Consider the following 19,217-nt stretch of genomic DNA (forward strand, 5'->3'; position numbering starts at 1 on the left):
CTCGACGGTGATGCGTGTCATCGACCTCGACGCGGTGCCGGCCCCGGAGGACTCGCGGCCGGCGGCGGTCCGCGTGCCGGTCAGCCGGCGCACCCCCGCCGTGCGGGCGCTGGTGCTGCTGGCCCTGGCCCTCGCCGCCGGGCTGCCGCAGGGCACGGCGCCGGTGCCGTTCAGCGGGGGCCGTCCGCTGCCGCTGCCGAGCTACTGCACCGGCATCCCGCGCCCCGGCGGCCGGCTGAACATCGTGCGCGACGACACGTACGTCCTGCTCGACGCCACCACCGGCACCGTGCTGAGCACCGGCCGCTGCCCGCGCGGCACCGGGACCCGCTCGAACACCGGGGACTGAAATTACACCGGCGTAGTTGCCGAGTCGCCCTTTGTGCAGGTCAGGCCGCGAAGTAGCCTCGCTGCGTGAAGGTCATCGGCGCGATGCAGACGCCCGGCGGCGCCTGGCGCGTCGAGGTCGTGCGGCACGGGAGCGGCTCCCGGTGGTACCGCCTCATCCACGGCGAGAACATCGTCGACTTTTTGACCATCGGGCGGGTCGCGGAGCTGTTGGCGCAGGCCGGGGTCGACATGGGCGAGCTCACGGAGGTGGACACCCCGTCCGCGCGCGCCAGCTGAGGTGGCCGCCAGGCGTTACCTTGTGGGGGTGTCCGACCCCCGGCAGCCCGGTTTCCTGACGCGCCTGCGCGCGGGGCTGGCGGGCGAGCGGGACACGGTCTATCTGGAGGCCCTGCGCTCGGCCGGGCGGGCTGCCTACGACGAGATCCTGGCCGCCGACACGCTGCGCGACCAGCTGCCGAGCCTGTGGAACGCGCCCCCGGCCGCGGCCAGCCAGCTGCTCGCGGCGTGGAACGCCTTCGTGCTGCAGACCCTCGGCGAGACGTTCCTCGACGCGGACTACGCGGCGCGCCCGGGCACCGCCGGCTACGTGCCGCCGGTGACCTACGACCAGGCGGCCGCCTGGCTGCACGCGGTCGGCGACTGGGTGTCGCGGGCCCGGCAGGCGCGGGCCAACCCGGAGTACGACATCGCCATGCACACGGTCCTGCCCGCGCCCCTGCCGGCGTGGGCGGAGGTGGCCACCTGCCCGCCGGAGCACCTCACGGCGCTGCAGGCCGCGGTGACGCCGGTGCGCGAGCACGTCGAGGTGACCCTGCACGCGCTGGTCAAGACCGGAGTGCCGCCGCAGTACGAGTCCGCCGTCAACCGGCTGCACCAGGACACGGCGGCGGCGTCGGCGGCGGCGGACTACGCGGCCGGGCTGCGCACCGGGCGCCACCACGCCGGGCTGCACGAGCTCATCGAGCAGAACCTCAAGCACGCCCTGGAGCTGTGGTTCCGGGTCGGCCAGCTCGCGGCGATGCCGTCGCTGCTGGCCGGGCCGCGCTTCGACGTGTGGTGCATGACCGACCGGGCCACCCTGACCCGCTGGAAGCAGGACCCGCACGCCCGCCACGCCCTCGTCGAGATGTGGCGCACCGACCCGAACCCGGCCGCGACGCTGGCGATCCAGGCCCAGATCGACTCGTGCCTGCAGACGGGCGATCTGTGGTACCACGTGCCGAAGGTCGGCGACACCTGCTACTTCGAGCCGCCGTTCTCGCCGCTCTACGAGGTCCGCCGCCCGGTGCGCATCTACGGCATCGCGATCCGGCCCGGCGCCCAGTTCGCGGTGCGCGGCGGGGCGAACCGGGGCCTGGTCCTGGGCCCCTTCCGACCGACCCGGCGCGTGCGCTACCGCACCCGCTGAAGCCGCTCTCCAGAACCCGGCGCGCGTGCGCTACCGCACCCGCTGAAGCCGCGCCTCCGGCCGCCCGGCGGACGCGCGGCGGGACGAGCGCGCCTCCAGGCCGAAGCTCACCGCGGCCAGGCCGAGCCCGAGCCCGCCCAGGCCGACCCCGACCCAGCTCGGCGCGGTGTAGCCCCAGCCGGCCGCGATCACCAGGCCGCCCAGCGCCGCACCGAGGCTGTTGGCGATGTTCATCGCCGACTGGTTCACCGCGGCGCCCATGAGCTGCGCGCCCGGCGCGACCCCGATGAGCCGCGACTGCATCGCCGGGCCGAGGAACAGCCCGGCGGCACCGATGAGGAAGGCGCCGGCGAACAGCGTGTACCGGTTGTGGGCGAGCACCGCGAACGCCGCCATGCTCACGATGAACACGACGAACCCGGACAGCAGGCTGCGGCGCAGGTTGCGGTCCGACGCCCAGCCGCCGAGGGCGTTGCCGACCGTCATGCCGAGGCCGACCGCGACCAGCACCCAGGGCACGGAGCTCTCGCCGAGCCCGGCGACGTGCGTGGTCACCGGCGCGATGTAGCTGTCGATGGCGAAGAACCCGCCGAAGCCGAGGGCCGCGGTGACCGCCACGAGCCACACCTGCGGCTTGCGGAACGCGCGCAGCTCGGCGCGCGGCGATCCGGCCGGGTCGGCGGGCTGGCGGGGCACGGTGAGGGCGACGAACACGAGCGTGAGGGCGAACATGGCGGCGATCGCGAGGTACGCCTGCCGCCAGCCGGCCGCCTGCCCCAGCCGCGTGACGAGCGGGACGCCGAAGACGTTCGCGGCGGTGAGCCCGCCGAGGACCGCGGCGAAGCCCTTGGCCTGGCTGCCCGGGCCGAGGATGGCCGCCGCCAGGAGCCCGGCCGCGCCGAAGTAGGCGCCGTGGGGCAGGGCGGCCACGAACCGCGCGAGCAGCACCAGGCCGAACCCGGGGGCGAGAGCGGATGCCACGGTACCGAACGTGAAGAGCCCGAGCAGCCCGACGACCAGGGTCTTGCGGGGCAGCCGCGCGGTGAGGGCCGCGATCGTGGGAGCGCCCACGACCACGCCCAGCGCGTACGCGGTGATCATCCAGCCGCCGTGCGCCACGGCCCTGGCGGGCGATTCGGCGTACAGCCGCGGCAGGAGGTCCCGCGAGATGTCGGGCAGCAGGCCCATGGCCACGAACTCGGTCAGGCCGATGCCGAAGCCGCCCAGGGACAGGGCCGCCAGTGCGGTGTAGCGACGCACCGCGGTCAGGTCATCCACGCCGGACACTTTAGCAACGCTGTTGCGTTATAGGCTGTGGCCGTGGACACGCCCGGCGCCGGCCTCGGCTACCTGCGCGAGTACAACGACGCGCTGGTGGTCGGCCTCGCCCGGACCCGGCCCGAGTTCGACCGGGCGGCCGTCGCCGCCGCGACCGGCCTCACCCCGCAGGCGGTCTCGAAGGTGCTCGCGCGGCTGGTCGCCGAGGGGCTGATCGAGCCGGGCGGGGTGCGCCGCCGCGGGGTCGGCAAGCCGGCGACCATCTACCGGATCGTCGCCGCGAGCCGCTTCGCGATCGGCGTGCACGTGGCCCGCACCCGCGTGCGGCTCGTCCTCACCGACCTGCTCGGCTCGGTGCTGGCCGGCTCGTCGCAGCCGTTGCCGGCCGACTTCACGCCCGACGAGCTGCTGAGCGCCGTCGGCGCGGCGCGTGCGCGGCTGCTGCGGCGCCACCCCGTCGACCCCGCGCGCATCGCCGGGCTGGGGCTCGGGATGGTGGGGCCGCTCGACCACGCCAACGGGATCGTGCGCGACGCGCACCGGCTGCGGCACTGGCACGACGTACCGCTGCGGGACCTGGCGGCGGCGCGGCTGGGATCGGCGGTGCACCTCGACAAGGACGTGACCGCGGGCGTGACGGCGGAGGCCTGGCGCCGCGGCCGTGACTTCCGCGACGGCGTGCTCATCATGGTCGAGTCCGGCATCGGGGCCGGGCTGTGGCTGGACGGCGCCGCGTATCGCGGGGCCCACACGAACGCGGGCGAGTTCGGGCACACCGTCGTGCAGTTCGACGGGCCGCGCTGCGTGTGCGGGCGGTCCGGGTGCCTCGAAGTGCTGCACGACGCGGCCGTGGCCGGCGGCGACGTGCCCCTCGCCGCCCGGCTGCTCGGCGTCGGGGTCGTCAACCTGTTGCAGACGACCGATGTCGGGCACGTGGTGCTGGCGGGCGCGGACCTGCTCCGCCATCGTGCGCTCTACGTGTCCGCGGTCGACTCGGCCGTGCGGTCCCAGGTGCCCCGCGCCGACTGGCTCACGGTGACCGTGTCCGTGTCGGCGCTGGGCGGGGACGTGATCGCGGCCGGGGCGGCGATGCAGGTGCTCAACGCCGCCTACGGCCCGCCGTCACTGGGCAGCGGCTCCGGTTAGGGAGCTGTGGATGCGGCCGGGGCGGCGATGCAGGTGCTCAACGCCGCCTACGGCCCGCCGTCACTGGGCAGCGGCTCCGGTTAGGGAGCTGTGGATGGTGAACACCCGGTCGAGCCCGGTGATCTGGAAGATGCGCAGCAGCCGCGCGTGCGGGATGACCAGCTCGACCAGGCCGCCGGACTCGGCCAGCCGCTTGTGCACGCTGATGAGCACGCCGAGGGTGGTGGAGTCGAGGAACCCGACGTCGCTGAGGTCGACGACCAGTGTGGTGGCGCCGTCGTCGACCACCTTGTGCAGGTAGGCGCGTAGCTCCGGAGCGGTGGCGACGTCCAGCTCGCCGCTGGCCGTGACCACGGCGCGCGACCCCTCGACCGTCGAGGTGACCTGCATCGGCGTCCCGCCCCTTCTCCACGCCCCGTCTTCGGGGACATCATCCGTCACGATTACGTGCACTATCCGTAGTGTTCGGCCGTTCGTCCGGGCAAGCATACGTCCGGACGTCGCATTACTCTCGTCCAGACGGGTCCCACTGGAGGTGTTTGCTGAATCGCACCAGCGTGCCGGTGTCCTCCACCGAGACCACGTCCAGCTTTTCGACCACGGCGGCGAGCACGTGCAGCCCGCGGCCGTGCTCCTCCAGCCGCCCCGGCTCCGTCTCCGGCCGGACGGGTTCGGCGACCGGCGCCCGCGCCGGGTCGAACCCGCCGCCGTCGTCGGTGACCTCGATCACGCACTCGCCGCCCTCGACCGTCACGTCGATGTGATAGTCGCTGGCGAGACTGGCGTGGGACACGACGTTTCCGCACGCCTCGGTGAGGGCGAGCCGGATGTCGTCGCGGCACTCCTGGGTCACACCGGCCCCGGCGAGGGCGCCGTCGAGCGTCCGGCGGGCGTCGCGGACCAGAGCGGCGTCACGCGGGAGTTCGAGCGAGAACTGCAGGCGCATGTCGTGCTGCGGCACATCTTCCTCCTTCATCGCGTCCACGGCGTACCCACCACACGCGCGCCGAAAACCGCACCCGCTTGCGGGCCGTGCCGGTCCCGCTTCCCGGGCGTTCCCGCTCGCGTTCCCACCCGGGTTCGCGAGCGCGTTCCCGAGCCGTGCCGGGCGGTGTTCCCGGGCGGCCGCGGGTGCCGCCGGCGGGGGTCTCCGGCCTCGCACTGCGGCGGTGCCCGGCCTAGCACTGCGGCGGCTCACGCGCCGCGCCCGCCGGCGGCGGTCTCCAGCCTCGCACTGCGGCGGCTCACGCGCCGCGCCCGCCGCAGCGGCGGTCTCCAGCCTCGCACTGCGGCGGCTCACGCGCCGCGCCCGCCGCACGGCGGTCTCCGGCCTCGCACTGCGGCGGCTCACGCGCCGCGCCCGCCGGCGGCGGTCTCCGGCCTCGCACTGCGGCGGCTCGCGCGCCGTGCCCGGCGCCGGCTCCCGCGCTGCGCCCGGCGGCGGCGGTGCCCGGCCTCGCAGTGCGGCGGCTCGCGCGCCGTGCCCGGCGGCGGTTCGGGGCCGTGCGTCGAGCGGCCTCGGCGCCCTGCGGCCGGGAAAATGTCGTACCCCTGGGGCAGGATGCGGGTCATGGAGATCCGGGTCGTGCACCATGGCCGCCACGCCACCGCCGCGGCCACCGCCACCGTCGTCGACGTCACCTCACGCGGCCCGCACCCGTGGGTCAGGTTCAGCCCGTTCTACCCCCACGGCGGCATCCCCGTCCCCCTGACCCCGGGCACCACCGGCACCTCCGTCGAGGCGATCTGGCAGGCCCTGAAGGTCTTCGCGTCCGCCGACGTGGACCGCGCCCTGCTGCAGGCCACCCGCATGACCGGCCTCAAGCGCACCGTGCGCCGCCACGGCCCCGTGCTCGGCCACCGCGCCGGCCTGGACGGCACCGACCTGCTGGACTACGAGACCGCCCGCCGGCGCATCTACCTGCCCGCCTACCGCCACGTCCTCGCCCACAACCTCACCGCCGAGCTGACCCAGCTGCGCCTCCTCGCCTCCGCCGGCCCCGTCGCCCTGCTGGACTACACCACCAACGGCGACGTGTCGGACCTGTCGAAGCCGCTGTCCCACGCGGCCCTGATCCGCCTGCACCTCCTGGACGAGTGGCCCGGCGGGTGACCCGCTCGCCGTCGCGGACGGGCGGTCAGGGCCGATCCCCGCCCGCAGGACACCACCGCGGCGTTCCCGCACGTCAGACCGGCACGACCGGCGCAAGATCACCCATGTGCGCTCGGCGGGCGGTGCGGTCTGGTCTTCGGCTCTCCGGCGGCCCCGCACGCTCGCGGGAACCACGCGGCACCCGCGCACCGAGCCGCACGGCACGACTGTCCGGCGGGGGTGCACGGGCGCAGCGGGGCCGACGGCCGCAGCGGGGCCGACGGGCGGAGCGGGGCGGACGGGCGGAGCGGGGCGGACGGGCGCAGCGGGGCGGACAGGCGGGCGGGCGGATCGGGGACTACGCGGCGATGGAGCGGAAGGCGCGCAGCCGCAGGCTGTTGGCCACCACGAACACCGACGACAGCGCCATCGCCGCGCCGGCCAGCATCGGGTTCAGCAGGCCGAGCGCCGCCACCGGCAGGCCGATCACGTTGTACGCGAAGGCCCAGAAGAGGTTGCCGCGGATGGTGCCCAGCGTCGCGCGGGCGAGGCGGATGGCGTCGACGGCCGCGAGCAGATCCGGCCGCACCAGGGTCAGGTCCGCCGCCTCGATGGCCGCGTCGGCGCCCGTGGCCATCGCCAGGCCGAGGTCGGCCTGGGCCAGGGCCGCGGCGTCGTTGACGCCGTCGCCGGCCATGGCCACGACCCGGCCGCGGGCCTGCAGGTCGCGCACCGCGGCGACCTTGCCCTCGGGCAGCACCCCGGCGATGACCTCGTCGATGCCGACCTCGGCGGCGACCGACCGGGCCACCTCGGGCGAGTCGCCGGTGAGCAGGACGGGGGTGAGGCCGAGGGACCGCAGCCGCCGCACCGCCTCCGCGCTCGTCGGCTTCACGGCGTCCGCGACGCGCAGGCCGCCCCGCAGGGCGCCGTCCCACGCGACGAGGATGCCCTCGGCGTCGGTGTCGATGCCGTGGGAGCGCAGCAGACCGGCGCGCCCGACGAGGACCGTGCGGCCCTCGACGGTTCCCTGCACCCCGAGGCCGGGGACGTTGCGGAAGTCGGTGACGGCGGGCAGTACCGAGGCCTCGGAAGCCGCTCGGGCCACCGCCCGGGCCACCGGGTGCTCCGAGGCGTGCTCGACCGCGCCGGCCCGCCGCAGGATCTCGGCCGCGTCCTCGCCGGGGCGGGGGTCGACGGCCAGCAGCGTGAGGCGGCCGGTGGTGACGGTGCCGGTCTTGTCCAGCACGATCGTGTCCACGCGCCGGGTCTGCTCCAGCACCTCGGGACCCTTGATGAGCACGCCGAGCTGGGCGCCGCGGCCGGTGCCGACGAGCAGCGCGGTCGGCGTGGCCAGGCCGAGCGCGCACGGGCAGGCGATGATGAGCACGGCGACGGCGGCGGTGAACGCGGCCGTGGCGCCGGCGCCGGTGCCGAGCCGGAAGCCGAGCGTGGCCACGGCGAGCGCGATGACGACGGGCACGAACACGCCGGAGATGCGGTCGGCGAGGCGCTGCACGGCGGCCTTGCCGCTCTGGGCCTGCCGGACGAGCTCGGCCATGCGGGCGAGCTGGGTGTCGGCGCCGACGCGGGTGGCCCGCACGAGCAGGCGGCCGCCGGCGTTGACGGTCGCGCCGGTGACGGCGGCGCCCGGGCCGACCTCGACCGGCACGGACTCGCCGGTGAGCAGGCTCGCGTCGACCGCGGAGCTGCCCTCCTCCACGATGCCGTCGGTGGCGATCTTCTCCCCCGGCCGCACCACGAACCGGTCCCCGACCCGCAGCCGCGCGACCGGCACGCGGTGCTCGGCGCCGTCGCGCAGGACCGCGGCGTCCTTGGCCCCGAGCTCGAGCACCATGCGCAGCGCGGAGCCGGCGCGGCGCTTGGCGCGGGCCTCGAAGTACCGCCCGGCGAGCAGGAACAGGGTCACGCCGGCGGCGGCCTCGAGGTAGATGTCGCCGCTGCCGTCGGTGCGCTCGATCGCGAACGTGAACGGGTGGGTCATCCCGGGCTCGCCCGCGCTGCCGAGGAACAGCGCCCACAGCGACCAGCCGAAGGCGGCCAGGGTACCGACGGAGACCAGCGTGTCCATCGTGGCGGCCCCGTGCCGCAGGTTCACGAGCGCGGCGCGGTGGAACGGCCAGCCGCCGTAGACGACGACGGGCGCGGCGAGCGTGAGCGAGGCCCACTGCCAGAAGGTGAACTGCCACGCGGGCACCATCGCCAGCACGATGACCGGGATGCTGAGCGCCGCGGTGACGAACAGGCGGGTCCGCAGGTCGGCGAGCTCGTCGCGCGGCTCGCCGGCCGGCGGCGCGGCCGGCTCGGCGAACGCGGCCGTGTAGCCGGTCCGCTCGACCGTCGCGACCAGGTCGGCCGGCGTGACCGTCGCCGGGTACCGCACGCTCGCCGTCTCGGTCGCGTAGTTCACCGAGGCGGTGACCCCGTCGAGGCGGTTGAGCCGCTTCTCGATCCGCGACGCGCACGAGGCGCAGGTCATGCCGCCGATCGACAGCTCGATGCGCTGCACGGTGCTCATCTCGCCTCCGCGGTGAACTCGGCGGTGTGCACGGTCCCGCCGTGCTGGAAGTCCAGGTAGAGCCGGTACCGCCCGGTCGAGGGCACCTCCGCGGTGAACCCGACCTCGGGCCCGGCCGCGCCCGCCTCGGGGTGCACGTGCAGGTAGGCGAGGTCGCCCTGGCGGAGCGCGACGAGGTGCCCGTAGGCGCCCAGGTACGGCTCCAGGTCGGTGACCGGCGCCCCGCCGCGCTCGATGCGCAGGGCGAGCGGGGACGCGGCCCCGGGGTGCAGGTCACCGGCGAGCGTGACCGTGTACCCGTCGACGTTCGCGGTCCGGGCCGGCGCCGGCAGCGGCACGGGCCGGTAGTCGCCGGGCGCGTCGACGTCGGCGCCGAGCGTGAGCCCCTCGGCGCGGCCGGCGGGCACGAAGTCGGCGAAGGCGCGGTACGGCCCGGCCCCGGCGAGCGGCACCGGCGCACTCCACACCCCGCTCGCGTCGCGCACGGGGTGCAGGTGCCGGAAGCCGGTCAGGTCGCGGCGTACCACGATGAGGTGCAGCTCCTTGCCGTGCGCGGTGGTGTATGCGGTGACCGGCCGCCCGTCGGGCCCGTCGACGCGGAAGCGGAACTCGTCGCGCAGCTCGGGCACCAGCGGCACGAGCGAATAGCCGTCCTCGGCGATCTGCAGGCCCGCGGGCAGGCCGGCGGCGTGCGGCCGCATGTCGGCGTGCGCCGGGGCGGGCGGCGGCGCGACGGGCCCGGCCAGGTGGCCCGCGCCGAACGCGACCGCGAACAGTCCCGCGAGCCCGGCGGCGTACGCGCCGAGCCGCGCCGGCGCGCTCAGGGTGGGCACGGCTCAGCCCGCCACCGCGTAGCCGGCCTCGTCGACGGCCTCGCGCACCGCCGCCGGGTCGAGCGGGCGGTCGCTGGTCACCGTCACGGCGCCGGTCGGCAGGTCGACCGCGACGGCGGAGACGCCCTCGAGGCGCCCGAGCTCCTCGGTCACCGCGTTGACGCAGTGCGAACAGGTCATCCCGGTCACGGTGTAGGTCGTCAGCATCGCGCGCTCCTCGTGTGTCGTGTACCCCCTGGGGGTACCTTCAGCCTACGCCACGTTAAACCCCGTGGGGGTATCCGCCGCAAGCGAGCTACGTCACGACAGGCGCGGCCGCAGGAGCGTGGCCACGTCGAGGGCGCGGCTCGCCGGGGTCCGCGCGTCGCCCGGGCTCCAGTGCTCGGCCGTCCACACGTCCGACAGCACCGCCTTGACGAAGCCCCACGCCACCAGGCGGTCCAGCGGCTGCCCGAGCCGGTCGGCGAACTGTTCGAGGCGGCCGGGCACCAGGGCGAGCAGCGCCGGGTCGCGGTTGCCGGGGTCGGGGTTGAACAGCCAGGAGCCGATCTCGTACCCCGGGTCGCCGCTCAGCCCGTGCGGGTCGATCGCCAGCCAGCGGGCCCGCCGCGCGGACAGCAGGTTGTCGTGGTGCAGGTCGCCGTGCAGGAGCACCCGGGACGGGGCCGACGCGCACAGCTCGCGCATGAGCCCGGCCGCGGTGGACACGAACGCGCGCGGCAGCGGGTCGTCGCCGGGGAACCGGGCCAGGTGGGCGTCGAACGCGCGCACCTGCCCGAGCACGTCCGGCAGCACGGGCGCCGCGGCCGCAACCGCAGCGGGCGCGTGCGGGGCGCGCATGGCGTCGGCCACCGCCGCGATCGCCGGACGCTCCGGCACCGGCGGCACGGGACGGCCCGGCACCGGCAGCGCGGAACGGCCCGGCACCGGCGGCGCGGAACGGTCCGGGCCCGGCGCGTGCGGGGCGCGCATGGCATCGGCCACGGCCGCGATCGCCGGACGGCCGGGCGCCGCGCGGCCGGGCGCCGGACGGTCCGGCACGGGCACGTGCAGGGCGCGCATGGCATCGGCCACGGCCGCGGTCGCCTCGGCGTCGGGCCGGTCGCGGGCCCGCTCGCCCGGCTCGGCGCGCTCGATCAGCAGGGCACCGCGCCCCAGATCCGAGCGCAGCAGGTGTACCGCGCCCCGCCCGCCGAACGCCGCGAGCGCCCGCGACTCCTCCTCCAGCGACCCGCCGCCCGGCACGCCGAGCTTGAGCACCGCCGGCTCGCCGTCGGCGGTGGTGGCCGCCGCGACGTAGTGGTACGACAGGTCGAACGGCGCCCCGACGCTCAGCCCCCAGTCGCCCGCCACGGCGGCGACGGTCTCGGGCAGCGCGTCGAGCCAGCGGGCGCCGGGCTCGCCCCACGTGGCGGTGACGTTGCGCCGGAGCGCGGGCGTGATCATCGGTACCTCCGGCGCGGAGCGGTCAGGTGTGCGGGAGTGCGACCAGGGCCAGCACGTGCCGGGCCGGGCTGCCGGGCGGGGCCAGCAGCGTGAGCGCGGTGTCGTGGGCCCGGTGCCGGGCCGCGATCGCGTGCAGGGCCGCGACCCCGGCGCTGGCCAGGTGGGTCACGCCGGACAGGTCGGCGGTCAGCGGCACCGTGCCGCCGCGCGAGCGGTACAGCAGCTCGTGCTGCAGCCGCTCGGCCGTCGCGGCATCGAGCGGGCCGGCGACGAGGACCGTCGCGGCGTCCTCGGAGTCCACAATGGACATCTCCTCGTCCGGCTCCGCGACGCCGGCGGGCGCGGGTCCGGCCGCGCCGAGCAGGGCGGCGGGGCGGGTGAGGCGGTGGCGGAGCGTCGCCACGGTACCGCGGCCGGAACGATCCACCGTGAGCTCGTCCACGAGCTGCGAGGACAGGGCCAGGCCGCGGCCGCGCTCGGAGACCCTCCGCGGTTCGCGCCACGGGCCCGGGCCCGCCACCGTGATCTCGGCGACCCCGAGCGGCGTGAGGCGGGCGGTGACGGCGACGGTGCCGCCGGGCGGGGCGTGCTCGACCGCGTTCGTGGCCAGCTCGCCGACCGCGTGCTGGACGGCGAACGCGTCCTCCCCGGTCACCGCGACGGTCTCGAGCCAGGAGCCGAGCGTCTTGCGCAGGGCGCCGAGGCGGGTCAGGTCGGCGGGGACGTCGGTGTGCATCGGCTCGACGGGGGCCGTGCGCTGCGCGGCGAGCAGCGTGATGTCGTCGCGGTAGCCGGTGCTCCGCACGAGCAGCTCGACGGTCTGGGTGCAGGCGCGCTCGGCCGGGGGCACGTCGGGCGCGTGCAGGGCGCGCCCGGCGACGGCGTCGGCCGCGACCCGGGCGAACTCGTCGGAGGCGGCGGCGAGCGTGCGGCCGGGGCGCTCGACGATGCCGTCGCTGTACAGCAGCAGCACGTCGCCGACGTCCAGCCGCTCGGTGGCGACGGGGAAGGTGCCGCCCGTGCCGAGCGGGCCGGCACCCGACGGGGCCAGGAAGCGCGGCTCCCCGGCGGCGGTGACGAGCAGCGGGGGCGGGTGGCCGGCGGTGCAGTACTGCACGGCACCGCCGGCGGTGTCCAGCACCGCGACGCAGACGGTCGCGGCCCGGGCCCCGGGCACCCGGCGCGCGAACCGGTCGGCGGCGGCGAGGGCCTCGGCCGGGCCGGCGCCGTCGTCGAGGCGGTCCTGCAGCACGGCCCGCAGCTGGCCCATCACGCCCGAGGCGGTGACCCCGTGGCCGACCACGTCGCCGACGACGAGCGCGAGGGTGCCGCTCGCGCGCGGTACCGCGTCGAACCAGTCGCCCCCGGCGGCCGTCCCGGTCCCGGCCAGCAGGTAGCTCGCCGCGACCCGGGCGCCCGGCAGCAGGGGCAGCCCGCGGGGCAGCAGGGCCTGCTGGAGCGCGTCGACGACGTCGCGGGCCTGACGGTACTGTTCCCGCAGGTCGTCCGCGTCCCGCTCGGCCACCAGGCGGGCCTGGACGATCTCGGTGACGTCGATGCCGCCGGCGATCACGCCTCGGACCGTGCCGTCCGGACCCAGCCACGGGTTGATGCTGAAATCGGCGTAGAACTCGCGGACCGAGCCGTCCGGCTGGGTCAGATGGGCCCGCCAGCGCTGGCCGGCGACGGGGACGCCGGTGCGGTACACCTCGTCGTAGGCGTCGAGCCAGCCCTGCCCGGCGAGATCGGACAGCGCCTCGCGCAGCGGACGCCCGATGACGTCCCGCTCGCCGGTCATCGCCAGCGTGGCCCGGCTGACGCCGAGAATCCGCAGCTGGGGACCCTCGGCGACGAGCAGGACGAAGGGCGCCTGCTCGACCGCGGAACGGATCGGATCGGGATCCATGCCGCCCATCCTGTCAGGCGGGCGCCGGTCGACACACCTGGACCTTTGTCAGGGGCTTGCCGGGGCTGTCCCCTGATGCGGCTGGGGTGCCGGCGCGCCGATGCTGGTAGTACCCCGATCGCGATAGGAGAACGACAATGGACAGCGTGTACGGCTCGATGCGCCGGCAGGGTCTCGTCCGGCCGATGCACGGCCGGCTCCTCGGCGGCGTGTGCGCGGGCCTCGGCCGGCGCTTCGGCCTCGACCCGTGGATGGCGCGCCTGCTGTTCGTCCTGGCGCTGCTGATCATCCCCGGCAGCCAGATCCTCGTCTACCCGATCCTGTGGATCCTCATGCCGTCCGAGGTGTGACTACGCTGCCGGCGTGACTGATCGCGCCCACCCTCCGGCCGGCCCGTACGAGATCGGCTCCACGACCTGGCCGGGCCTGGCCAAACTGGCCGAGGAGGCCGGCGAGCTCGTGCAGATCCTGGCGAAGCTCGTCGGCGCCTCGGGCCGCGAGACCTACTACGACGGCACCGACCTGCGGGCGCGGCTCATCGAGGAGTGCGCGGACGTGATCGCGGCCGTCACCTTCTTCACGGAGACGAATGCGCTGGGGCCGGCGGTGGGCGAGCGGGCCGGCGAGAAGCTGGCGCTGTTTCGCCGCTGGCACGCCGAGGGCTGATGTTCGCCACGCTTCGCGCGCGACCGGCGCGTCGCCGCTGACGTTGCTCCGTCTCGGTCGACTCAGCGTGTCCGGTGGCAACTGGCATTGCTCCGGCCTGGTCGGCTCAGCGTGTCCGGTGGCAACTGGCATTCCTCCGGCTTGGTCGGCTCAGCGTGTCCGGTGGCAACTGGCATTGCTCCGGCTTGGTCGGCTCAGCACGTCCGGTGGGCAACTGACAGTGCTCCGCCGTCCTTGGCTCGGCGTGTTCGTCGCGGGCTGTCAACAATTGGGGCCCATGCCGGTGGATGCTCGGCTCGAACGGCCGACCGGCCGCCTGTCCGCACACCCTGAGCCCGTCTACCGCCGCGTTCACCGCCGCCGGCCCGCTGCCGCGCTTCGCGCGAGGCGGGCGGGGATCGTGTGCCGTGCGGGTCGGCCTGCCGAAAAGTCCGACACTTCGTGATCGAACTTTTCGGATTTATACCCTGACGGCGGATTTGTCGGGTTGCTAGCCTCCTGAGCTGCGGAGATGCGTTTTTGTCGTACCCCTCCGGCATGATGCGGCCATGTTGCTCCCCCTCCTGCTGCGCTCCTGGGGTCCCGAGACATGCGACCCGTCCGACCTCGCCGACTGGCACCCCGGCAACCCGTCCCGCGGCCAGTGCGGCACAACCGCCCTGGTCGTGCGCGAGGTCCTCGGCGGCGACCTGCTCCTCGGCCGGGTCACCGCCGGCGGGGAACCGGCCGGCGTCCACTACTGGAACCGCCTCCCCGACGGCACCGAGCTCGACCTGACCCGCGACCAGTTCCGCCCCGGCGAACTCGTCACCCCGGGCACCGTCGTGGTCCCGCCCGAGGGACCGCCGAACCGCTGCCGGGGCCAGCACGCGATCCTGCGCCACCGCGTGCTCACCGCCCTGGGCCGCCTGCCGGCCCCCGACCAGGCCGCGCCACCCCTGCGGCTGGCCATGGCGCTGCTGGTCGATCCAGCGGGTGCGGTACTGCTGCGCCGCCGCTCCCCCACCGCCGCCTTCGAGCCCGGCCAGTGGGCGCCCCCGGTCGCGCGCATCCAGCCCGTCGACCCCGCCACCAACGCCTTCACCCGCCGCGGCCTGGCGGAGGAGGCCGCGCGGCGCGCCCTGGCGGAGGAGGCCGGCATCGAATACACGGACCGCCTCCACCACCACTGGCACGGCACCCTGCCGGACGTGACGGGCCGGGCGCCCCACGTGGAGCTGACGGTCCTGGCGGGCCGCCACGACCTGGGCGACGCGGGCATCCTGGCCGACGACCTGTCCGCGACCGACCTGTCCCCGACGGCGGCCGTGTGCCTGCAGGCGCTGATCAAAAGCAGCCGCGCGAGCCCGGTCCGAGCCGAGACCGCCGCCCGCCGCACGACCTCGGCCTGACACTCTCCGACGACGGCGCGCCGACGGGAGCTGATCAGAAGCCGCCGGGCGCGCCGCCCCGCACACCGCTCGGCAGGCGGCGGAGCCATCCGCCGCCACCGCCTGGAGAGCGCCCGGCCCGTGGCGGGCGGGGCCTTGCCGTGCAGGGGCCTCGGCGCGCGGGGCCTTGGCGCGCAGAGCCGCGACGCGCACGGCCCTGGCACGCAAAGCCCTGACGCGCACGGCCTTGACACGCACGGCCTTGACACGCACGGCCTTCGCACGCACGGCCTTGGTGCCGATGGCCGATACGAGTCATGGCCTCCGGCACCGTCTCCCTCAGCCGCAACAGCGCGGCGAAATGCGGTCCTCGGGACACGCCCGCCGCCGCACGGCCCGACCGCACCACGAGCCACCGCACGGCGTGCCCACACCGCGACCGCCACGCGCCCCGCGAGCCGTCCCACAGCCCGCCCATGCCGGGAGCCGCCGCACGGCCCCGACCGCACCACGAGCCACCGCGCGGCCCGCCGGCACCGCGACCGCCGTGACCGCCGTGACCGCCGTGACCGCCGTGACCGCCATGAGCACGGTGAGCCGCCGCAAGGGCCGCCCATCCGTCACCCGGCGCGTAGCGCGGCGAGCCGCCACCCGCCGCACACCCCCGTTCACGACCCGCCCATCACGCGACTGCGGTAACGAGCAGAGGCGAAGGGCCAGGGTGCGCGACACTGGGTGGGTGTCCGAATTGCGGTTCGTGGTGCAGCTGCACCGAGCCCGGCGGTTGCACTACGACTTCCGGCTCGAGGTCGACGGGGCGCTCGTCAGCTGGGCGGTGCCCAAGGGCCCGACCCTCGACCCGAAGGTGCGCCGGGCGGCTTTCAAGGTCGGGGACCATCCGATGGAGTACGTCGCGTTCGAGGGTGTGATCCCGGCCGGCACGTACGGGGGCGGAGACGTGATCGTGTGGGACACCGGCGAATGGGTGCCCTACAAGGACCCGGATCCGGGGGCCGCGCTCGACGCCGGGGAACTGCACATCGAGCTCTTCGGGGAGAAGCTGCGCGGCCGGTTCGTCATCGTGCGTACGCGCCGTGACGAGTGGCTGCTGCTCAAGAAGCGCGACGAGCACGCGGTCGCCGGGTGGGAGCCGGGTGAGCATCCGCTCTCCGTCCTCAGTGGACGCTCCAGCGACGAGGTGAAGGCCGACCCCGAGTGGGAGTGGCGCTCCGATCTGCCCGCCGAACGCGCGGCCGTCCGGCTCCAGGCAGCCGAGCGAACGCGCAAACCCGAGCACACGAACGAAACCGAACACGCGAACCAGACCGGGCACGCGAACCGGACCGGGCACGCGAACCGGACCGGGCACACGGACCGGACCGGGCGCTCGAACACCCGGGCACGCAAGAGTACGGACGGACACGCCGCCACGCGTGAGCGAATGGACGAGGGCGCTCGCGCAAGCGTGCATGAGCGCCCGAGTGCGGAAGTTGCGGCAGCGGGACGTGAACGCGAACACGATCGTGCGGAAGTTGCGGCAGCAGGACGCGAGCGCGAACACGAACGCGCGGAAGTTGCGGCAGCAGGACGCGAGCGCGAACACGAACGCGCGGAAGTTGCGGCAGCAGGACGCGAGCGCGAACACGAACGCGCGGAAGTTGCGGCAGCGGGACGTGAGCGCGAACACGAACGCGCGGCGGGCAGTGCGATCGAGGACTTCGAATCGCTGCGTCACGAGGCCGGGCTCGACGCGATCGGCGAGAACGGCACGTGGGAGGTGTACGGGCGCCGGCTGCGGGTCACCAATCTCGGCAAGGTGCTGTTCCCCGGGCGTGGCGACGAGGGGGCGGTGACGAAGCGGGAGCTGCTGCGGTACACGGCGAGGATCGCGCCGACCATGGTGCCCTATCTCGCCGGGCGCGCGCTCAACCTGCACCGGTTCCCGAACGGTTCGCACGCGCCCGGGTTCTGGCAGAAGGCGCTCCCGGCGCACGCGCCGCAGTGGCTGACGCGGTGGCGGGAGCCGGGGTCCGGCACCGAGTACCTGGTGGCGGACGAGCCCGCCGCGCTCGTGTGGGCGGCGAACTACGGCGGCCTCGAATGGCACCCATGGACGTCCACAGTGGACCATCCGGGCAGCCCGTCGTACGCCCTCGTCGACCTCGATCCCGGTGACGGCACCGCTTGGGAGGATCTGCTCGTGCTGGCCCGGCTGCACCGCACCGCGTTCGAGCATCTCGGGGTCGAGGCCCGGGCCAAGGTCAGCGGGCGGCGCGGGATCCAGATCTGGGTGCCGATCGCCCGCGGGCCCGGGTTCGCCGAGACGCGCGCGTGGGTCGAGGGGCTGTCGCGCTCGATCGGCGCGGTCGTGCCCGACCTCGTGAGCTGGGCGTGGGAGAAGGCCGAGCGGGGCGGCCGGGCGCGGCTGGACTTCACGCAGAACGCGGTGAACAAGACGCTCGTGGCGCCCTACAGCCCGCGCCCCGCCGCCGGTGCGCCGGTCTCCGCGCCGATCGCCTGGGACGAGCTCGACGACCCCGCCCTGCGCCCGGACGGGTTCACCATCCGCACCATCGGCGAGCGGCTGTCCACGCATGGCGATCTCTTCTCGCCCGTACTGCACACCCAGCAGTCGCTGCCGCCCCTCACCTAATTACTTCGACCTGAAAAAGTAGATGTGGCTGCGCTGCCCACGGCTGGCCCGTGGGCAGCAGTTGGCCGCTGGGTCTGTGAGGGTGGGTCATGCGGCCTGGGCGGCGGCCAGGCGGGTGATTTTGGTGAGGTTGTGGGCGAAGATGCCGTGTCCGCACCAGATTCGGGCGCCGGTCAGGGTGGCGAGCCGGGTGCGGTTCCAGCCGTAGCGGTGTTTGAGGTGGCTGATGCGGCCTTCGCAGCCGGTGCGCCATTTGACGAGGTTCCGGAACGCCGGTCGTTGTTCGTGCTGGCGGCGGGTGGCGCCGGTGGTGCCTTTGCGGGGTATCGCGACGGTGTGGACGCCCAGGTTGTGGAGCCGGGTTTCGATGGCGGCTTCGCCGTAGCCGCGGTCGGCGGCGACGGCGCGGGGGATGCGGCCGGTGCGGTGGTGAATGCGGCGGATCGCCGGTTCCAGTTGCGGCGCGTCGGGTGGGTTGCCGAGTTCGACGGTGTGGTCCAGGACGATGCCGTCGGTGTTGTCGAGGACCTGGGCTTTGTAGCCGAACTCGACGGGCCGGTCGATGCGTCCTTTGCGGATCGGTCTGGCCTGGGGGTCGTGGAGGCTGACGAGGCGGGTGGCCGAGTCCGGTTTGCCGCCGTCGAGGCGGGTGCGGGTCTGGGCGACCACCTGCGCTGCCCGGGTGAGGAGCGTGTCGAGTTCGTTGACGGCCCGGTGCAGCCGGCCCCGGGCCCGTCCGGTCGTGCGGGGCAGCGACCGGCGGGCGTTGCGCAGCACTGCCGAGGCTTCAGCGGCGGTCTGGTCGAGCAGACCGGCCAGTTCACCGGTGATCCGGGTGACGGTGCGGTGGGCCTCCTCGCGGGCTGCCGCACCGCGCAAGTGCAAGCTCAACGCGATCGCCCGGACCCGCCGGGCGGCGGCGCGACTACGGTCGCGGAACGTCGTACGGGGTGCCGCGCCGACGGTCTTGATCCGCGTCACCAGCCGGCCGATCTTCACCACCGCCCTCGCCAGCAGACCGGAGTCGGTCGGGTACTGCACGTTCGCCGACACCACGGTGGTGTCGGCGCGGACTTTTCCCGTCTTCACCACCCTGGCCTCGACCGCCGTGGCGAGCAATTCCTCGTTGAGCGCGGCCACCGCCTGCTCCCCGCACCGGGTGGTGATCTTCATCAGCGTCGTCGGGTGCGGCACCCGGCCGTCGATATCGATCCGGCAGAACCGCCGCCACGAGATCGAGTCGGACACCTCAGCACACAGCGACTCATAGCCCAACTGGTAGCGATGCTTGAGGAACATCAACCGCAGATACGTCTCCATCGGCACGCTCGGCCGACCCATCCGCGGCGAGAAGTGCGGCACGAACGGGACCAGGAAACGCTCGTCGTCCAGCCACGCATCAACCCGTTCCAGCTCCGCCGGCAGCCGCAGGCACACCTCCGGCAGCACCGACTCCCACAACGACGGCTGCACGTTCCGTGTCCGCAGCATGACCGCAATCCCTTGCGCGCCAACGACTTCCTGTCACC

General features: G+C 74.8%; 18 protein-coding genes. 9 read left to right on the forward strand and 9 right to left on the reverse strand.

What is annotated here, in order from left to right; all coding sequences use genetic code 11:
- Positions 1-10 precede the first annotated feature (10 nt).
- The 3 genes from ACQP1P_RS30435 (at position 11) to ACQP1P_RS30445 (ending at position 1,759) form a co-directional block, all read left to right on the forward strand.
- Complete coding sequence (locus ACQP1P_RS30435) at positions 11-349, forward strand: hypothetical protein (protein ID WP_433075953.1); 339 nt, start codon at positions 11-13, stop codon at positions 347-349.
- A 65-nt stretch (positions 350-414) separates the two neighbouring features.
- Complete coding sequence (locus tag ACQP1P_RS30440) at positions 415-627, forward strand: hypothetical protein (protein ID WP_433075955.1); 213 nt, start codon at positions 415-417, stop codon at positions 625-627.
- Positions 628-655: 28 nt separating this feature from the next.
- Positions 656-1,759: a hypothetical protein gene (locus ACQP1P_RS30445; protein ID WP_433075957.1), complete on the forward strand. Its 1,104-nt coding sequence runs from the start codon at positions 656-658 to the stop codon at positions 1,757-1,759.
- Between the two features lie 30 nt (positions 1,760-1,789).
- Here the strand turns inward: ACQP1P_RS30445 and ACQP1P_RS30450 are convergent, their stop codons facing one another.
- Positions 1,790-3,037 (reverse strand): MFS transporter, encoded by a 1,248-nt coding sequence (locus ACQP1P_RS30450; protein ID WP_433075958.1) that lies wholly within the window; start codon positions 3,035-3,037, stop codon positions 1,790-1,792.
- 42 nt (positions 3,038-3,079) lie between these two features.
- Between ACQP1P_RS30450 and ACQP1P_RS30455 the strand changes: the two genes are divergently transcribed.
- Positions 3,080-4,183, forward strand: a complete 1,104-nt coding sequence (locus tag ACQP1P_RS30455) for an ROK family protein (protein WP_433075960.1) — start codon at positions 3,080-3,082, stop codon at positions 4,181-4,183.
- 60 nt (positions 4,184-4,243) lie between these two features.
- Here the strand turns inward: ACQP1P_RS30455 and ACQP1P_RS30460 are convergent, their stop codons facing one another.
- Complete coding sequence (locus ACQP1P_RS30460) at positions 4,244-4,624, reverse strand: STAS domain-containing protein (protein ID WP_433075962.1); 381 nt, start codon at positions 4,622-4,624, stop codon at positions 4,244-4,246.
- A 64-nt stretch (positions 4,625-4,688) separates the two neighbouring features.
- Positions 4,689-5,159: an ATP-binding protein gene (locus ACQP1P_RS30465; RefSeq protein WP_433075963.1), complete on the reverse strand. Its 471-nt coding sequence runs from the start codon at positions 5,157-5,159 to the stop codon at positions 4,689-4,691.
- A gap of 594 nt (positions 5,160-5,753) precedes the next feature.
- Here ACQP1P_RS30465 and ACQP1P_RS30470 point away from each other — a divergent pair.
- Positions 5,754-6,296, forward strand: coding sequence for a DUF6939 family protein (locus ACQP1P_RS30470; RefSeq protein ID WP_433075965.1), 543 nt, complete (start codon positions 5,754-5,756; stop codon positions 6,294-6,296).
- Between the two features lie 337 nt (positions 6,297-6,633).
- Here ACQP1P_RS30470 and ACQP1P_RS30475 read toward each other — a convergent pair whose 3' ends face one another.
- From ACQP1P_RS30475 to ACQP1P_RS30495, 5 genes are all read right to left on the reverse strand, one after another.
- On the reverse strand, positions 6,634-8,814 hold the full coding sequence (locus ACQP1P_RS30475; RefSeq protein WP_433075967.1) for a heavy metal translocating P-type ATPase: 2,181 nt from the start codon (positions 8,812-8,814) through the stop codon (positions 6,634-6,636).
- Positions 8,811-9,647 carry a hypothetical protein gene (locus ACQP1P_RS30480; RefSeq protein ID WP_433075969.1) on the reverse strand — a complete coding sequence of 279 codons (837 nt, stop codon included), beginning with the start codon at positions 9,645-9,647 and terminating at the stop codon, positions 8,811-8,813. The genes ACQP1P_RS30475 and ACQP1P_RS30480 overlap by 4 nt, the downstream gene beginning before the upstream one ends.
- Positions 9,648-9,650: 3 nt before the next feature.
- The gene (locus ACQP1P_RS30485; protein ID WP_433075971.1) at positions 9,651-9,854 is read right to left on the reverse strand and encodes a heavy-metal-associated domain-containing protein; all 204 of its coding nucleotides are present in this window, start codon (positions 9,852-9,854) and stop codon (positions 9,651-9,653) included.
- Positions 9,855-9,947: 93 nt separating this feature from the next.
- The gene (locus ACQP1P_RS30490; protein ID WP_433075973.1) at positions 9,948-11,093 is read right to left on the reverse strand and encodes an aminoglycoside phosphotransferase family protein; all 1,146 of its coding nucleotides are present in this window, start codon (positions 11,091-11,093) and stop codon (positions 9,948-9,950) included.
- Between the two features lie 22 nt (positions 11,094-11,115).
- Positions 11,116-12,999, reverse strand: coding sequence for a SpoIIE family protein phosphatase (locus ACQP1P_RS30495; RefSeq protein ID WP_433075975.1), 1,884 nt, complete (start codon positions 12,997-12,999; stop codon positions 11,116-11,118).
- A 137-nt stretch (positions 13,000-13,136) separates the two neighbouring features.
- Here ACQP1P_RS30495 and ACQP1P_RS30500 point away from each other — a divergent pair, with 137 nt between their 5' ends.
- The 4 genes from ACQP1P_RS30500 (at position 13,137) to ACQP1P_RS30515 (ending at position 17,688) form a co-directional block, all read left to right on the forward strand.
- Positions 13,137-13,349 carry a PspC domain-containing protein gene (locus ACQP1P_RS30500; RefSeq protein WP_433075977.1) on the forward strand — a complete coding sequence of 71 codons (213 nt, stop codon included), beginning with the start codon at positions 13,137-13,139 and terminating at the stop codon, positions 13,347-13,349.
- A gap of 13 nt (positions 13,350-13,362) precedes the next feature.
- The gene (locus ACQP1P_RS30505) at positions 13,363-13,665 is read left to right on the forward strand and encodes a hypothetical protein (protein WP_433075979.1); all 303 of its coding nucleotides are present in this window, start codon (positions 13,363-13,365) and stop codon (positions 13,663-13,665) included.
- 548 nt (positions 13,666-14,213) lie between these two features.
- Positions 14,214-15,056: a YunG family protein gene (locus ACQP1P_RS30510; protein ID WP_433075981.1), complete on the forward strand. Its 843-nt coding sequence runs from the start codon at positions 14,214-14,216 to the stop codon at positions 15,054-15,056.
- A 718-nt stretch (positions 15,057-15,774) separates the two neighbouring features.
- Positions 15,775-17,688 (forward strand): DNA polymerase ligase N-terminal domain-containing protein, encoded by a 1,914-nt coding sequence (locus ACQP1P_RS30515; protein ID WP_433075983.1) that lies wholly within the window; start codon positions 15,775-15,777, stop codon positions 17,686-17,688.
- An 87-nt stretch (positions 17,689-17,775) separates the two neighbouring features.
- On the opposite strand, the gene ACQP1P_RS30520 is transcribed toward ACQP1P_RS30515, so the two are convergent.
- Positions 17,776-19,179 (reverse strand): ISNCY family transposase, encoded by a 1,404-nt coding sequence (locus tag ACQP1P_RS30520; protein ID WP_433075985.1) that lies wholly within the window; start codon positions 19,177-19,179, stop codon positions 17,776-17,778.
- Between the last annotated feature and the right edge of the window lie 38 nt (positions 19,180-19,217).

The sequence above is a fragment of the Dactylosporangium sp. CA-052675 genome, assembly GCF_050947935.1.
GTDB lineage: Bacteria > Actinomycetota > Actinomycetes > Mycobacteriales > Micromonosporaceae > Dactylosporangium.

What these genes read in the sequence shown, in the direction of transcription:
- ACQP1P_RS30435 (WP_433075953.1), top strand. Translation starts at nt 11, where the DNA reads ATGCGTGTCATCGACCTCGACGCGGTGCCGGCCCCGGAGGACTCGCGG.
- ACQP1P_RS30465 (WP_433075963.1), bottom strand. Translation starts at nt 5,159, where the DNA reads ATGAAGGAGGAAGATGTGCCGCAGCACGACATGCGCCTGCAGTTCTCG.
- ACQP1P_RS30470 (WP_433075965.1), top strand. Translation starts at nt 5,754, where the DNA reads ATGGAGATCCGGGTCGTGCACCATGGCCGCCACGCCACCGCCGCGGCC.
- ACQP1P_RS30475 (WP_433075967.1), bottom strand. Translation starts at nt 8,814, where the DNA reads ATGAGCACCGTGCAGCGCATCGAGCTGTCGATCGGCGGCATGACCTGC.
- ACQP1P_RS30485 (WP_433075971.1), bottom strand. Translation starts at nt 9,854, where the DNA reads ATGCTGACGACCTACACCGTGACCGGGATGACCTGTTCGCACTGCGTC.
- ACQP1P_RS30490 (WP_433075973.1), bottom strand. Translation starts at nt 11,093, where the DNA reads ATGATCACGCCCGCGCTCCGGCGCAACGTCACCGCCACGTGGGGCGAG.
- ACQP1P_RS30495 (WP_433075975.1), bottom strand. Translation starts at nt 12,999, where the DNA reads ATGGATCCCGATCCGATCCGTTCCGCGGTCGAGCAGGCGCCCTTCGTC.
- ACQP1P_RS30500 (WP_433075977.1), top strand. Translation starts at nt 13,137, where the DNA reads ATGGACAGCGTGTACGGCTCGATGCGCCGGCAGGGTCTCGTCCGGCCG.
- ACQP1P_RS30510 (WP_433075981.1), top strand. Translation starts at nt 14,214, where the DNA reads ATGTTGCTCCCCCTCCTGCTGCGCTCCTGGGGTCCCGAGACATGCGAC.
- ACQP1P_RS30520 (WP_433075985.1), bottom strand. Translation starts at nt 19,179, where the DNA reads ATGCTGCGGACACGGAACGTGCAGCCGTCGTTGTGGGAGTCGGTGCTG.